Annotated in this window: 14 protein-coding genes; all 14 read right to left on the minus strand. The window is 57.5% G+C overall.

The window, feature by feature from the left end; all coding sequences use genetic code 11:
* Positions 1–201 precede the first annotated feature (201 nt).
* The 14 genes from IPH10_13255 to IPH10_13320 all read right to left on the minus strand — a co-directional run bounded on the left by IPH10_13255 (position 202) and on the right by IPH10_13320 (position 14054).
* A complete protein-coding gene (locus tag IPH10_13255; protein MBK6911874.1) occupies positions 202–738 on the minus strand; it encodes a rhodanese-like domain-containing protein in 537 nt (178 codons plus the stop codon).
* Entirely contained in the window at positions 735–1580 is an 846-nt protein-coding gene (locus IPH10_13260; protein MBK6911875.1) for a TIGR00730 family Rossman fold protein, read from the minus strand. Before IPH10_13260 ends, IPH10_13255 begins: the two co-directional genes overlap by 4 nt.
* Positions 1581–1730: 150 nt before the next feature.
* On the minus strand, positions 1731–3278 hold the full coding sequence (locus IPH10_13265) for a DUF4140 domain-containing protein (protein MBK6911876.1): 1548 nt from the start codon (positions 3276–3278) through the stop codon (positions 1731–1733).
* A 171-nt stretch (positions 3279–3449) separates the two neighbouring features.
* A complete protein-coding gene (locus IPH10_13270) occupies positions 3450–3839 on the minus strand; it encodes a VOC family protein (protein ID MBK6911877.1) in 390 nt (129 codons plus the stop codon).
* Positions 3836–6421, minus strand: a complete 2586-nt coding sequence (locus IPH10_13275) for a T9SS type A sorting domain-containing protein (GenBank protein ID MBK6911878.1) — start codon at positions 6419–6421, stop codon at positions 3836–3838. The genes IPH10_13270 and IPH10_13275 overlap by 4 nt, the downstream gene beginning before the upstream one ends.
* Before the next feature lie 80 nt (positions 6422–6501).
* Positions 6502–7632, minus strand: a complete 1131-nt coding sequence (locus IPH10_13280) for a saccharopine dehydrogenase NADP-binding domain-containing protein (GenBank protein MBK6911879.1) — start codon at positions 7630–7632, stop codon at positions 6502–6504.
* 33 nt (positions 7633–7665) lie between these two features.
* The gene (locus IPH10_13285; GenBank protein MBK6911880.1) at positions 7666–8061 is read right to left on the minus strand and encodes a hypothetical protein; all 396 of its coding nucleotides are present in this window, start codon (positions 8059–8061) and stop codon (positions 7666–7668) included.
* A gap of 104 nt (positions 8062–8165) precedes the next feature.
* On the minus strand, positions 8166–8681 hold the full coding sequence (locus IPH10_13290) for an SRPBCC domain-containing protein (protein MBK6911881.1): 516 nt from the start codon (positions 8679–8681) through the stop codon (positions 8166–8168).
* Positions 8682–8772: 91 nt separating this feature from the next.
* Positions 8773–9144 carry a HEPN domain-containing protein gene (locus IPH10_13295; protein ID MBK6911882.1) on the minus strand — a complete coding sequence of 124 codons (372 nt, stop codon included), beginning with the start codon at positions 9142–9144 and terminating at the stop codon, positions 8773–8775.
* Entirely contained in the window at positions 9141–9461 is a 321-nt protein-coding gene (locus IPH10_13300) for a nucleotidyltransferase domain-containing protein (GenBank protein ID MBK6911883.1), read from the minus strand. Before IPH10_13300 ends, IPH10_13295 begins: the two co-directional genes overlap by 4 nt.
* 5 nt (positions 9462–9466) lie before the next feature.
* Positions 9467–11404: a DNA topoisomerase (ATP-hydrolyzing) subunit B gene (gene gyrB, locus IPH10_13305; GenBank protein ID MBK6911884.1), complete on the minus strand. Its 1938-nt coding sequence runs from the start codon at positions 11402–11404 to the stop codon at positions 9467–9469.
* A 43-nt stretch (positions 11405–11447) separates the two neighbouring features.
* Positions 11448–12182, minus strand: a complete 735-nt coding sequence (locus IPH10_13310) for a hypothetical protein (protein MBK6911885.1) — start codon at positions 12180–12182, stop codon at positions 11448–11450.
* A complete protein-coding gene (locus IPH10_13315) occupies positions 12182–12835 on the minus strand; it encodes a hypothetical protein (protein ID MBK6911886.1) in 654 nt (217 codons plus the stop codon). Before IPH10_13315 ends, IPH10_13310 begins: the two co-directional genes overlap by 1 nt.
* 94 nt (positions 12836–12929) lie before the next feature.
* Positions 12930–14054, minus strand: coding sequence for a hypothetical protein (locus IPH10_13320; protein ID MBK6911887.1), 1125 nt, complete (start codon positions 14052–14054; stop codon positions 12930–12932).
* Positions 14055–14079 lie beyond the last annotated feature (25 nt).

Here is a 14079-nt window from a genome sequence, read left to right on the forward strand (position 1 = left end):
ATTACAACTCGACAAGGCATCCCAACCGATCCCGTATTGGGTTCTCTTTGTGACCATTGCCGTAGCCATCTTGACCGTGGGGGCCCACCCCGGCAACCGGTGGAAGCGGTGGAGCTTGAAACAGAAAAGCCCCGATGATGAGTCGGGGCTTTGTGCGATCTTGAAAAGGGTGCACCCTCAGCGGGTGCCGCCACGCGCTGGCTATTCGCCGCCGGTGGCGATCATGTCCGTCTCTTTGCTCCACTCGGCCCAACCGCCGGTGAAGACCGCCAAGCGGCCGAAGCCGTTGGCCAGCGCAAACTCGGCCAAGTCATGCGACAGATGGCAATCGCCGCCATCGCAATAGAGGACAATCAAATGGTCCTTGGGCAGCGCCAGAAACTGCTCGCCGTACGTGTCGAGATGCTCAAACGGAATGTTCACCGCGCCCGGAATATGCCCCGCCTTATAAAGCGTGTCCTCACGCGCATCCACAAAATGCACATTGTCCTTTTTGCGCTTCATATAGAGCACCATCGTCGTCGCCAGATTCACTTCGTAAGGCTTATCCGACACGGCAAAGGCGCTGTCCACGGGCGCCGAGATCGCTTCATCCGCCAACGACAGCTTCGGCGCAACCAATTCAATCGGCTGCCAAAAGCCCCAGAAGGGCAAGTCGCTCTTGGTCGTCACACGCGCACCCAATCCCAACAAGATGGCCGCTACAAACAGCGTCGAAATTTGTTTCCCCAGACTCATGCTTCCTCAGTTGTTTCAAAACCCCGTGATACGTCAATCTGACCGACCAAAAAGTTGAAGGCTTCATCCACGTCGTCGGTGAGATGAAACAGGTCCATGTCGTCGGGCGAAATCACGCCCCAGCGAATCAGCGCGTCGAAATTCACGACGCTGTTCCAGAAATCCGTGCCGTACAACAGAATTGGCAGCTTGCGTCGAATCTTCTGCGTCTGCACCAGCGTCAGGCACTCAAACAGCTCGTCAAACGTCCCAAAGCCACCGGGAAACGCCACCAGCGCCCGCGCCAGATACACGAACCAGTACTTGCGCATGAAGAAGTAGTGAAACTCGAACGTGTAGGGCGGTTCGAGATAGGGATTCACACTCTGCTCGTGCGGCAAACTGATTGAAAGCCCGACGGTCTTGGCGCCGATCTTCTGCGCGCCGCGATTGGCCGCTTCCATCATGCCCGGACCCGCACCGCTGCAGATCACATGACGATCGCGCGGATCGGGCAATTGCTGATAGTGCGCGGCGAGCTTGGCCGCCAGACGTTCGGCTTCGTGATAGTAGTGCGTCAGGCGGCGGTACGACTCTTCGCGCTGCGTGCGCGCCGCGGCGGACAACCCCAGCTCCTGCGACCACTGTTCATGCAGCTTGGCCAATTGGCCGTCCAACTGCTCCTCGGGCACCGAGCGTGCCGAGCCGAAAAAGACAATCGTGCTGCGGATCTTTTGAAGACGCAGGCGCGACTGGGGTTCAAGATATTCAGACAGAATGCGCAGCGAACGGGCGTGCGCGCTGTGCAAGAAGCGCGGGCTATCGTAGGCCTTGGGGTAGAACTCTTTGTCGCTAAAGGTCAAGCTGGCAGGTCCTTTCACCTTCGCCGAGGGCGAACGTATGTATTCTCAAACCCATAAGTTGCAAATGTTGTTCCGCAATGTCCAACCACGGCTTATAGGTAAACACCTGTTTTTATTGGGTCAATTGCGATGTCGGGTGAGCAGGGGAGGCTATTTAGGGAATTTCACCCTGACTTTGAACTTGGTCTTGATCTCTTCGTTGGGCGGGAGAATCATCGTGAAATGCAGATCGTCCCGAGCGACGCGGTCGTCGCGGCGCCGCACATTGTATTCGACATCGGCGGATTCAACGGTCAGTTCACCGTTGAAACGCACCTGACAGGACACGGCGACGGTGTCGCTCTTGCTGCTCTTGAGGGTGTGCTCGAATTCGAGATCGCGCGTGCGCTTTTCGCCCGTCTGCGAAAGCGTCCTGCTCACGCATTGAATCTCGGGATCGCCGCCGAGATTCACACGCACCGTGTCGCCGGCCTGTGTGCGTTCGAGCCGGTGGCTGCCGACAAACTGTTCGAGTCCGTCTTTGGTGCTGCGGAACAGCTGCAATTCAGCAGCGGGCAACGCGAGTCCTAAACCCTCCTGCTCTTTGTTGACCAGTTGCAAGGTCACCGCCGCCGGGCCGCTGCGGTCGAGACCGCCGAAGCTGTAAATCTGATAGGCTTTGACCTTGGAACTTTCGAGCAAGACAATCTCGGTCTGTGCGCTGTCCTTGAGCGTGGCTTCAAACGGCAGCGAATAGAGCGTCAAGTCGCCATGGCGCTCGGAGGAATATGTTGCGGCGGGGGCGCGCTCAGGGATAACCGCGATTTGGTCTCCACCGAAACCCTGCAATTCTGCACCAGTGAGGCGGCTTGATTTCGAGGCCACGTCAAGTTGAACCGTTGGTTGTCTTGCCGTAGTGATCGAAACCCCGTCTTCCGTGAACATCATTTCTGAATCGCGCCCACCGCGAGCATGCAAGCCGCCGTCAACTTGAAACCCTGCTTGTGAAGACACAATTCCGGCGATCTGATTCTCATCCAGCCGATTCCCGAGCGAGAGATTGCGATAGCGCCCCAGATTGCCCTCAACCAGCACGACATCACAATGGTCATAAGTCTTGCCCACGCGATTGAGAATGCTGGCCCAGCCTTCCAAGAAGCCCGTCGAGTCATCGTTCAACAGCAAACGATAGCGCGCGTCCCACTGCATCCCCGCGGCCTCATAGCGCAGATCAACCTGCTTGCTGCCCGCCGCATCGCTGTTCAGTTCGCAGCGAATCTCGGCGGCCTTGCGCTCCTCCTGCAAGGTGGGGTTGACGAATGACCAATCGCGAGAGGAATTCTTGTAGAACATCCGTACCACGCTGTCCGGCGACTGCACAAAGATATAGCTGTCGGTCGCCTGTAGGAGTTTGCCCTTGACGACCGTGGCCGAATCTATACGGAACGAAATGAGCTTGCCGCGCGCATCCTTTAAGAAGCCTTCAAACGAATAATCCGCCGTGCGCGGCTCCAGGAAGTTGAACTGCCGCACCGCCACGCCGCGCCCGCCGATCTGAAACGATTCGCCCAGAATATTCTTGGGCAGATCGGAAACCGTGACGGCGTTGTCCCCGGCGGTGAGATTGAAAGATCGGCTCTCGCGAACGACGGCATAGCCGTCGGAATAGATCGTGACCACCGTGTTGTCCGCAGCAAAGAGAGCCGCGGAAAATAGCAAGACACACAATATCCGCATGACTAATCTCCCTTTCAGGTTCTTTATGCCGATTCCGCTTGTAGCGCCCAGCTTGCTGGGCAAAAACCCCCAGAGATCCTCGAGCGTCCCCGGGGATTTTGCGCGTCAAGCCGCGCGCTACAACAGAAACACCAATCTACTAAATCCTATCGTCTATTTCACGCTCACCCGCGCAATCACCAACACATGCCCGTCGGGGTCGCGGTAGTAGGCCGCGTCATCCCCCCACGCGCGGGGCTGCCAGGGCGATAGTTCGACCGCTCCGGCGGCCAGCAGTTTGGCGCATTGCGCGGCGGGGTCGGCGCAGTGAAAATAGAGTTCCGCGCCCGAGAGTGCGCCGGGCGCGACCTGCGGCGGCACAATCCCGGTGTTCGCGCCGAAGCTGTGACGCTCGTACAGCCCGAGCCTGCGGCCATCGGGCAGCTTGAACTCGGCATAGACCGGCACATCCACGGTCTGCTTGAAATCAAACGCCGCGCGATAAAATTTCAGCGCCGCCGCGAAATCGTGCACGGCCAAAATCGTCAGGACATGTTGAATCACTTCAGCAGCACCATTTTGTGTGTGGCGACAAAATTTTCGGTTTCAATTCGGTAGAAATATACCCCCGAGGCCAGCCCGGCGGCATCAAAGCTGACGCTGTGCGTTCCCGCGTTCAGCGTGCCGTTGACCAACTGCGCCGCTTCGCGGCCCGCGAGGTCGTAGATGGCGAGCCGCACCGTGCTCGCTGCGGGCAGTGCGAAACGAATCGTCGTCTGCGCGTTGAACGGATTGGGATAGTTTTGTTCCAGCGCGTATTCTGTGGGCAAGCCGAACACCTTGCTGTCATGCTCATCTTCCGGTGCGGGTACGAGTTGCGTGATGTTGTCGAGATCGCGCAGCGTCGAAAGATAGAGCCGGATTTCGTTATCCCCCGCCGCGAGAATGTCGGTGTCGGTATCGCCGTCGGCATCGAGTGTGCTCACGAACGAAGCCTGCGGCAGATTGTCCGTCACAACATTGCGATAGAAGCGGTTACTTGTGTTGCGCCACCATGTGACTTCGTTGCCGCTGGCAAGCACAAGGCCTTCGTAAAGACCGTTGTCAATACGACCGGTTGCGACGTGGCGGGGGGAGGCAATAATAGAAGAGATCGTCATCACCGAGTCTCCAGATTCATCCCACAATCCGAAGAGTCCGTTGTCCGTGCAGAATGCGACATCGGTCGAGCTGTCCGACGGCGAGGCCAGAATGCCAATCACCGAGGCGGTGATGCCGGGAATCGTGGCCAGAGTGATTCTTACGTATGATTCGCCCGTACGATACCAGACCGCCAATTCGCCTGTGTCATGTGCGACACCACAGACCCAGAGAAACCCTGGCGCCACATACCAACGGCTCGTCAGCGCGCGTACGCCCGGCATGTTGGCGGCAAACTCTCCACGCGTGAAATTGCCGTCGCCGACATAGTTCCAACGGGAAACCTCGCCGTCCGTCGCCGCCGCCGTGAGAATTTCCAACGGGCCCGCATTGTTCAAATTGGCCAACTCGACGTCGCTGGCACCATTCACCGCGCCCGCGATGGGATGCACCGTGAAGCCGTTCGCCGCGCGTTCAAACCACACCAGTGAGTTTTCGAAATGCGCCACCGCCGCAATATCCCAATCGCCATCTCCGTCAATATCGCCGACATCCACGGCCCGCGCGCCCTGCCAGCGCTCGATAAGCACATGCTCGGTGAAATTCCACTGGCCGTCGTTCTCGTACCACGCCACCTTGTCCGCGAACATGCCCGCACCGACGACATCCACATCGCCGTCATCATCCAAGTCCGCAGCTTCAGCCGACATCACTCCGGCAAGATTGTTGGTGACACGGACTTCACCAAAGATAACCGGTTCAACCGTTGAGCGCCGACCGCGGGCTTCTACGCTTAAAGGGCCGGCGCCGCATACTGTGTCAAAGCCTCGTACCCGGTAGAGGTATTCTTGACCGGGCGCGGCCGTGTAATCCGCAAAATGGACCACATCGGCCGTTGTTGTCCCAATCACTTCATAATGCGGCGTGTGGGTGAACTCGCTGCGGAGAATTTCGTAGCCCGATTCACCAACAGCATCCACCCAAGCTATCTCAACGTGATCATCGACATTTGCGCTGGCGGTCGTGGCGGATGGCGCGAGCAATACTCCGGACGCGTAACCTTGGGTGCCCCACGCAATCCCACCTGGACCACATTCGTTGACTGCAATGACTCGATAGGTGTATGTGACAGACGGTATTGCTGTCAAGTCTGAGTAGAAAGTCGCATCTAGAACCGTTGCAATTGTGTCATTATTGCGCAACACATAGTAGAAGTCAGTGCGCGGCACAGCATTCCAACTAACCAATACCTCACGACAGAGATCATCAGATGCTTGAAGCTCTTCGACCGCATCCGGCTCGAACACCGCACAACCCTGCACGGGATCACTAATTGGCCCGGCTCCGGCTCCATTATGTGCTTGAACTTCATAGCTGCGGCAGTTGGTGCCGGGCGGCAATTGGTTGTCGCTAAAAGACGCCGCCTGAATCGCTGCAACTAACATCCCGTTGATGTAGATTCGATAGCCGGTCGCCGCTTCAACGGGGTTCCAGGTAACCATGACCTCGTGGCATAAATCCTGTGAAGCTTGCAGCCCAGTTACTGGTTCGGGCACTTCATTAGTCGGACACGGCCCGCACGTCCATTCGTCAAGTTCAATAAAATTGTGTACTGGATGGATTGTGAATACTTCAGATGCCCAGCAAAAGTTCTCGTCACCACCAATTAGGGCACGCACATAAAACGCGCTTGGCATCGGTATGTCTGCTGGGAAAAAGAACGGCGGTTCTGTCCAAAACGTTCCTTGTATGCCAATCATCTCGTTGCCGTTCATTTCAAAGCAGCTAAAAATAATTCCTTCCGGGAACGGATCGGTTTCATCAGGCCCATCGTTGTCTTGATCCCAGAATATACAAACAGGTGTGCCATCCGGAAGCGGATTGCCGCCGTCACACGCGTTGGTCAAGGGCACAAATGTAGAGATTTCAACATAGGTCTGCGCAAACGCCCGCTCAATTCCCAAGCACATTACCAGAATCATCAATCCAACAGTCATCATCTTCATGGCATCCTCCCTTAGAATGCTGTCTTCCGAAGTGTTCTGTTGCGCACAAAAAAATCGGGCGGATTACTCCGCCCGGAAACCTACTTCCTAAATCCGATCCAACGCGCCTCGAGTTCTGCTTTCATCGTCTCGAAACTCATCACCGCTTCCTGCGGATGCGCGCCGGGTGGAATCTGACCGAGCAAAATCGCTCGTGTAATCGCCGCCGAGGGGAACGAGGTCATCTGGCCCATCGCCGAGATGTTGTTGACTTCGTCTTTGATGACATTCAGTTCAAGCGTTTCCTCGCGGCCGCCGTCGCCCGTCGCCCACACACGCACCAATACACGGTCGGGAGCATTCTTCGGCAGCGTCTCTTCCAAAACATTCCCAAGCACTTCGCGCGGTGACACGCTCGTACCGCCAAAAATATAGGCACGTGTCGAAGTCAAGCCGACTTCGCGCAAAAACTGTAAATAGTTGGCGTGGCCCGGAAAACGAATCGTCTTGTAGTCGAGCCGGTCCACCTTGCCCAGCAGCGTCCGCGGCAGCGTCGAAGTGCCACCCGCCGTGATAAACGCTTCCAGCTCGCCGACGCCCTCAAAGTGCAGCGTCTCGACCTCTTCCAGCGATGGTACGGTCACCTCGCGGCCGCCGCGAATTTCGCGCGCATCTTCGAGATACTCGTTCAGCAATCCGTGAATGGAGAAGAACTGCGCATACTTCAAACGGCCCTCGGGAACCTGCGGCAGACCGCCGACGCGCACATGCACGTCGTTGCACTTCGTAAAGCGGTGGACGAGTTCCATCGCTAAAATATTCGTCAGGCCGGGCGCGAGGCCGGTGTCCGGAATCAGGCTGATACCCTTGGATTTGGCTTCGGCGTCCATCGAGAGAATGCGGTCGGTGACTTCGGGATTGCCGCCAAGGTCCACGAACGACACGCTCTTTGCCAAACAGGCGCGCGCGATAATCGGGTTAAGAAAATAGGGCACGCACGACTGACAGACCTTGATGCCCGCGAGCACCTTGTCGAGCGAATCGTCGCGGCGCACATCTACGACGGTGCCTTCGACATATTCCGAGTTCAGCCACGCGACCGCGTCATCCACCGCGCCGCGCGACAGATCGGCCAAGCGCACGCGGTAGGGCCCGGCGTGATGATGCACAAAAAAATGCGCGGCCACACGGCCCATCAGGCCGGCGCCGAGTATCAGAATTTCAGGCTGCATGGGGTCCTTACCACCCGCCAAAGCGGGCTATATTTAGGCTGGTTCGAGGGTGCGCTCGGTGGGCTTATTCAGGCCAGCGGGCACTTGGTCCAGGTCAACCAGCACATTTGTGCGATAGGTCAGCAGTTCTTGTTTGACAGGCGGGTATTCGCGCACCAGCTTGTCAGCCTCAGGGATATGGCGGACCTTCAAGAGCCAGATTCCGCCGACCGAAGAGAAGTAGCGGCCCGCGAGAATCAGGTAGCCGCCGCCGCGCAGCGTGTCGAGATAGGTCGCAATATCGCGGCGCAATGCGTTAAGAATACGTTTCGTGGTGCCGGGTTTACCGGCGAAATGTACTTGTACAATGAATCCGTCAGCCAGTGACGAGGGCAATTGACGGGTGGTACGCCGTCCGCGGAAGTTACGTCCGCCTTTTCCAAAACTCATAGCCGTGTGTGTCTGTCATGTTAAGTGGTGCGAGCGATAGCCAACATAGTCCTCCCCAGGATTTGTATGGTAGGTTTCTCAGGCCTCTTGTGTGAAGTGCGCAATCAGCGCACGATCGTGGCCAATTCCGTATGGCGGATATGACCCGGATAATGTGCTCCGCGCGTGGCGCCGCGCGTGAAGTTCGAGGCGTCTTGCGGACTAACCGACTCCGCAACCTTTCCGATCTTTTCCAAATAGTAGCCGCCCCACGAGTTGCGCATCATCGTGGCTGCGGCTTCGTCGGGAAAACCGGTCATCTTCAAATGCAGCGTCGTCTTGCCCGCATGCGCTTCGAGCCAAAACTCTTGCCGCACAAGGTAGCTGCCCTCTTCAGGTTCTTCAGGATTCTTGGGAACGGGCGCCAGACAGGCCAGCCGCGCGCACATGTCGTAAAGCAGAATCTCGGCTTCAAAGAGCAGCCCGTCTTCATTACGCGCGCGCAGTTTGCCGCCGACGCAGGCGTCGTTCTGCGCCCAACGGTTGCCATCCCACTGCGTCAAATACTTAGGATCCGTCAACGCCAGCCAAAGCTGCGCCGCCGACGCGGTTGTAGTGTGTTTTAGTTCAAAGGTGTGCATGGATAATATCCTTAGGTCGCGAATGGATTCATCCTCATTAGACGAAGAATGAACCGCGCCGCGTCATCGTGTCAATAATCGTCGGATGCCATCACAACTCTCGTTCGGCAAGTGCGACGAACATCTCCGCCCTTTCAATCTGGAGCAGGGCAACCTCCGGTTCAACGGTGTGCGGTTTCTCATAGTCCGCTTCTGACCGATAGTCGTAAGCATCAATGATGAAGCGATGAAAGTCGCCCGGGACGCGGCCTGCGAGGCAAAACTCCTTGCCAAACGCGCCAATGGTTCCTTGGTGCTTTGAAAATGCGAGGCCCTTTTGAAGCAGAAAGGCTTGCGCGACATAGAACATGGCATAATAAGCGCGCGACGCGGCGATTCCGGGCAAGTCGAGATCCATCATCCCTTTCGCACCAACGATGTTCTTTCGCGCCGCTTCAAGCAGTTCTTCTTGATCAATCGTCACAGTCTCAATCCTTCACGCCTCACGTTCAGAATCAACGGACTGTTGCGCGTATGATACCGTTCTGCGCTCATCAAGTGCGGCACGACCAGCAATCCATACTTAATATTCATGTCGCACATGATATCCAGCCGCCGTTCATGCTCTTCATGAGTCTCCTTGCCCCCCTCCAACACCACCAGCACATCCACATCCGAATCTTCGGTGGCGTCACCCCGCGCCTGCGAGCCGAACAGAATCAACTGCGATAGGCGCTCGCCGTAAAGTTCGGTCAGGCGCTGCTTCAGCTCGGCGAGAATGGGTTTGAGAGATTCGTTCATCTTTCCTACGCATCAATCGCCGTCGCGTACTTCGCGTTCTTCTCGATGAACTCGCGGCGCGGTTCGACCGCGTCGCCCATCAGCATCGAAAACGTGTGGTCGGCGGCGGCGGCGTCTTCGAGCGTCACGCAGAGCAGCGTGCGGTGGTCAGGATCCATCGTGGTTTCCCAGAGCTGATCGGGATTCATTTCACCGAGCCCCTTATAGCGCTGCACCATCACGCCCTGCTGCGAACCGCCGAATTCCTTCTGGATAATCGCGTCGCGCTCAACCTCGTCCATGGCGTAGCGCTTCTTCTTCCCCTTTGAAATGCCGTAGAGCGGCGGCTGCGCAATGAACATCTTGCCGTGCTCAATTAACGGCCGCTGGTAGCGGAAGAAGAACGTCAACAGCAGCGTGCGAATGTGCTGGCCGTCCACGTCGGCGTCGGTCATGATGATGATCTTGCCGTAGCGGCAGCGCGTGATGTCGAAATCCTCCTCGGTCGCGATGCCCGCGCCGATGGCCGTGATCAGCGTGCGCAATTCCTCGTTGGCCAAAATCTTGTCGAGCCGCGCCTTCTCGACGTTGATGACCTTGCCGCGCAGGGGCAGAATCGCCTGAAACTCGCGGTTGCGGCCCTGCTTGGCGGATCCACCGGCCGAGTCACCTTCGACAATGTAGAGCTCCGACTTGTCTATGTCCTTCGTCGAGCAGTCGGCCAGCTTGCCGGGCAGCGAACCCGACTCGAGCGCAGTCTTGCGGCGCGTTAAATCACGCGCCTTGCGCGCCGCATCGCGGGCCCGCGCCGCCAGAATGGACTTCTCCACGATCTTCTTGGCGTCGTGCGGATGCTCCTCGAAATATTCCGCGAGCTTGTCGTTCACCGCCTGCTCGACGATGCCTTTGACTTCGCTGTTGCCGAGCTTGGATTTCGTCTGACCTTCAAACTGCGGCTCCTGCACACGCACCGAGATCACCGCCGTCAGACCTTCACGCACGTCGTCACCGGACAGGCTCATCTTGTCGTTCTTGAAGAGCTTGTTCTTGGCGGCGTAGTTGTTGAGCGTGCGCGTCAGCGCGGCCTTGAAGCCGACCAGATGCGTGCCGCCCTCGATCGTGTGAATGTTGTTGACGTATGTGACGATATTGTCGGTATAGCCGTCGTTGTATTGCAGCGCAATCTCAATCGGCACGCCGTCGCGGTCCGTGGCGAAATAGATCGGCTTCGATTGCAGCGGGTTGCGATTTTCGTCGAGATACTTCACGAATTCGGCGATGCCGCCCTTGAATTCGAGCGTCTCTTTGGCGCCATCGCGCTTGTCTTCGGCGATGATGCGCAGGCCGCGATTGAGGTACGCCAGTTCGCGCAGCCGTTCGAGCAGGGTGCCGAAGTTGAACTCGTTGTTCTTGAACATCTGCGGGTCCGGCATGAACGTTACCGTCGTGCCGCGCCCCCGCGCCTTGCCCATCTCGTCCACTTTCGAGGTTGGCACGCCGCGCGCATAGCTCTGCTGATAGCGCACGCCTTCGCGGACGATTTCGACCTTCAACCACTCGGAGAGCGCGTTCACGACCGACACGCCCACGCCGTGCAGACCGCCCGAGACTTTGTAGGAGTCCTTGTCGAACTTACCGCCCGCGTGGAGCACGGTCATCACCACTTCCAGCGAGGACTTCTTTTCGGTCGGGTGCATCTCGACGGGAATACCGCGGCCGTTGTCGCGCACGGTCACCGAGCCGTCGGTGTTGACGATCATCTCGATTTCCGTGCAATGCCCGGCCATGGCCTCGTCCACCGAGTTGTCCACGACTTCATAGACCAAATGGTGCAGACCGCGCACGCCCACGTCGCCGATATACATGGCGGGGCGCTTGCGCACGGCCTCTAATCCCTTAAGCACCTGAATTGCAGATGCACCGTAATCTTTGCTCACATTGCTTTCGAATAGTGTGTCGGACATGAGATTCTTCGTTTATGATTGCTCGCCGTACCCCGAGCGAGGATCAATCGTGTTTATCCCGAATACTTAAAGCGCCGAATGAGTCATCCACGTCATCCAACGCCGGTTCATACTTCGCCCGTTCGAGATAGTCCAGCTTTTCCAACAGGTAATCGTGATAAAGTGAATACGAACTCAGCGTGTCAATCTGGCCTGCCGCGAGATCGTGGCTCACGAAATCCAAGCTCTCCGCTTCCACCGGCCAATAGCCCGCAATCCAATAACGCTCGTCGTCGGACAATCCCTGCAAAGAATAGAACAGCCGCCCGTTCTCAACCAGGCAATTGTCCTGCACATACATGGTGACATTGCGAATACCCTTCCAGCCGTCACCGCACACCGCCGCGATGTTCACGTTGAAAGCCGGATATGCTTCAACTGCGGGCAGGATTTCCGGAATGCGTAGAATGTCGCCATTTAACGCAGCTTTCAAATCCGCCAGCCGCTTGTCAAACTCTTTACGTTCCGCGCCGTGAAAAATCGCGCGGTATTTCTTGATGTCGAGCGCACGTGCGTGCGCTTCCAACGGGCTGAACCACGGCGTCAGCGAATCACCTTCGAACGCGATGCAATCATGTGTCGGCCAGCCGTTAAGAAAAGGCGGCTCGTCGCTGTGGTTTGGGATGGCAGCGATTTCGAGTCGCATCGTCGAATTTGTACCGCGACCCTCTTCTAACTGAATAAGTCGCGATCCACTCGTGCATCCGACGAGCAGAAGAGCACACAACACCCAGCGCATCAAACCGCCACCCTCCTCCTATCCAACCAACCCGCCAGAGCACTAAACACCACATACATCACCAACCCTGTGCCTGCCAAAGCCGTCGTGTCCGGCGGAGCTTGACCGGAGAAAGTTGTCATGGCAAACGTCGCGAGCAAAAACAAACACAGCGCGAGGATGCCCCATTTGCCGCGCTGGCCGTCGGGCTTCGTGGATTTCAGATAGACCCACAGACCGCCGAGCAGAAAAGCGCTCTCGATAGCGACCGTTGCAATCGTACTCTGCCACAACCCCAGCCCCACCATCGGCGAATCGCCGAACGCCAGCGGCAAATCCGGTAAATGCACTGGCACATCGAGAAACCAATGCGAGATCGTCACCGCGCCCAACACCAGCGCCGCGCGGGCATTCCACAAAAACCGGGCAACGCCATAAACGACCGCGCCCCAAACGATCGCCATCAGCAAGCTATGTGAATACGGATACGAAACGAAATTCAGCGGACTGGCCGCCGTGTGCCCCGGATGGATCTCCACACGCTCAAGCCCAACCAGAATAAACAGCGTCCACAAAATATCTACGAACTGCGATGCCACAAACAGCCACCCGAGCGAAAGCGTCGGTTCCACACGCTTGGCCGCCAGAGCAATGCCGTAATGCCCGATAAACAAGTGGTCTCCCCTGTATCTGAATATACCCGCTGCGCGGCGGAGCACATACTATGGCTCCGCCGCGCAGCGCAATCTTCACCGTTGTTTAAACGGCCTACGCTTCCGCGAGAATCCCTTCGCGCGCCGCTTCCATTTCGGCGACCGTCGTCACGTGCTGGAAGTTCGCGAACGTCACCGGGAAAGCGTCAATCTCTTCAATCGTGGCCTTGCCCACCAGCGATTGCAGGATGCGATTCATGCCGAAGCCGCAGCCCGCATGCGGCAGCGCGTGCGAAGAAACCTGCTCGATATAGGGCGCAAAGTCGGCCAGCACCGAGGCTTCAACTTCGCCTTCGGTGACATTCTTTCCCGCGCGCGCAAACCACTCAAAGCGGCGCGACACAAGATGCTCAAACATCAGCGAATTGGTCAGGCGCTCCTTCAAAAGATCGAGCAAATGCAGCCGCACCGCCGCGCCGACGCTTTCACCGCTGCCGGGCAAAATCAAATCCGCGCTGTCAATCCGGCCCTTACCATCGGGGAACATGTTGAAGAACTTGATCACCCGCAGTTCGCGGCCTTCAAGTTCCGGATGGTCCCACATCGGATCGGGGAACTTCGTCAGAAACACCGGGCCGTACATGTCGGCGAGCTTGAGTTCCTGCCAGTGCGTGAAGTCCATTCCCCACTGAATCTGCTCACCGCTCTTCTGCAGAATCGCGATGGCTTCGTCGTAGGTCAACTTGGCGAACGGCGTGGTCGCCCACTTGTGCAGCTTCTGCTCGTGCGTCTTGGAAATGCCGAGGTCGTGCGCGTTGGCCGAAATATTCGAGGCCAACGACTGCACAAAGCCTTGAATCTCATGCAACAGCGCGCCGTAGAGTTCGTTCTGCTCGCCCGTGAATTCGATTTCATGCAGGCTGAACTCCATGCAGTGGCGGCCGTCGGAAGGATTGTGACGCTCGCCACGGAAGCTGCGGCCCACCGTGAAGGTCTTGGGGAACAAACCCAATGCGCCTTCAAGGTGCAACTGGCCGGTTTGCTTCAGAAAGACCGGCTGCGCGGCCCAATTCAGACTCGAATCGAGCGACGCTTCCATCAGAGAATCCACAAATTCGCAGGCGCCTGACGCGCGCACCATCGAAGGAACTTCGACGTAGTGATAACCGCGCGCCCACCAGTGGCAGAAAGACGTTTGCGTGGCCAGGTGCCACAGCTTAACTTGCTGTCCGAGAGTCATGATCGTACTCCTTGTGTTACTAACC

The organism is bacterium (genome assembly GCA_016702305.1).
In the GTDB taxonomy this organism is placed as follows: Bacteria; Electryoneota; RPQS01; order RPQS01; family RPQS01; genus JABWCQ01.

What these genes read in the sequence shown, in the direction of transcription:
- IPH10_13255 (MBK6911874.1), bottom strand. Translation starts at nt 738, where the DNA reads ATGAGTCTGGGGAAACAAATTTCGACGCTGTTTGTAGCGGCCATCTTG.
- IPH10_13275 (MBK6911878.1), bottom strand. Translation starts at nt 6,421, where the DNA reads ATGAAGATGATGACTGTTGGATTGATGATTCTGGTAATGTGCTTGGGA.
- IPH10_13280 (MBK6911879.1), bottom strand. Translation starts at nt 7,632, where the DNA reads ATGCAGCCTGAAATTCTGATACTCGGCGCCGGCCTGATGGGCCGTGTG.
- IPH10_13285 (MBK6911880.1), bottom strand. Translation starts at nt 8,061, where the DNA reads ATGAGTTTTGGAAAAGGCGGACGTAACTTCCGCGGACGGCGTACCACC.
- IPH10_13290 (MBK6911881.1), bottom strand. Translation starts at nt 8,681, where the DNA reads ATGCACACCTTTGAACTAAAACACACTACAACCGCGTCGGCGGCGCAG.
- IPH10_13300 (MBK6911883.1), bottom strand. Translation starts at nt 9,461, where the DNA reads ATGAACGAATCTCTCAAACCCATTCTCGCCGAGCTGAAGCAGCGCCTG.
- gyrB (MBK6911884.1), bottom strand. Translation starts at nt 11,404, where the DNA reads ATGTCCGACACACTATTCGAAAGCAATGTGAGCAAAGATTACGGTGCA.
- IPH10_13310 (MBK6911885.1), bottom strand. Translation starts at nt 12,182, where the DNA reads ATGCGCTGGGTGTTGTGTGCTCTTCTGCTCGTCGGATGCACGAGTGGA.
- IPH10_13320 (MBK6911887.1), bottom strand. Translation starts at nt 14,054, where the DNA reads ATGACTCTCGGACAGCAAGTTAAGCTGTGGCACCTGGCCACGCAAACG.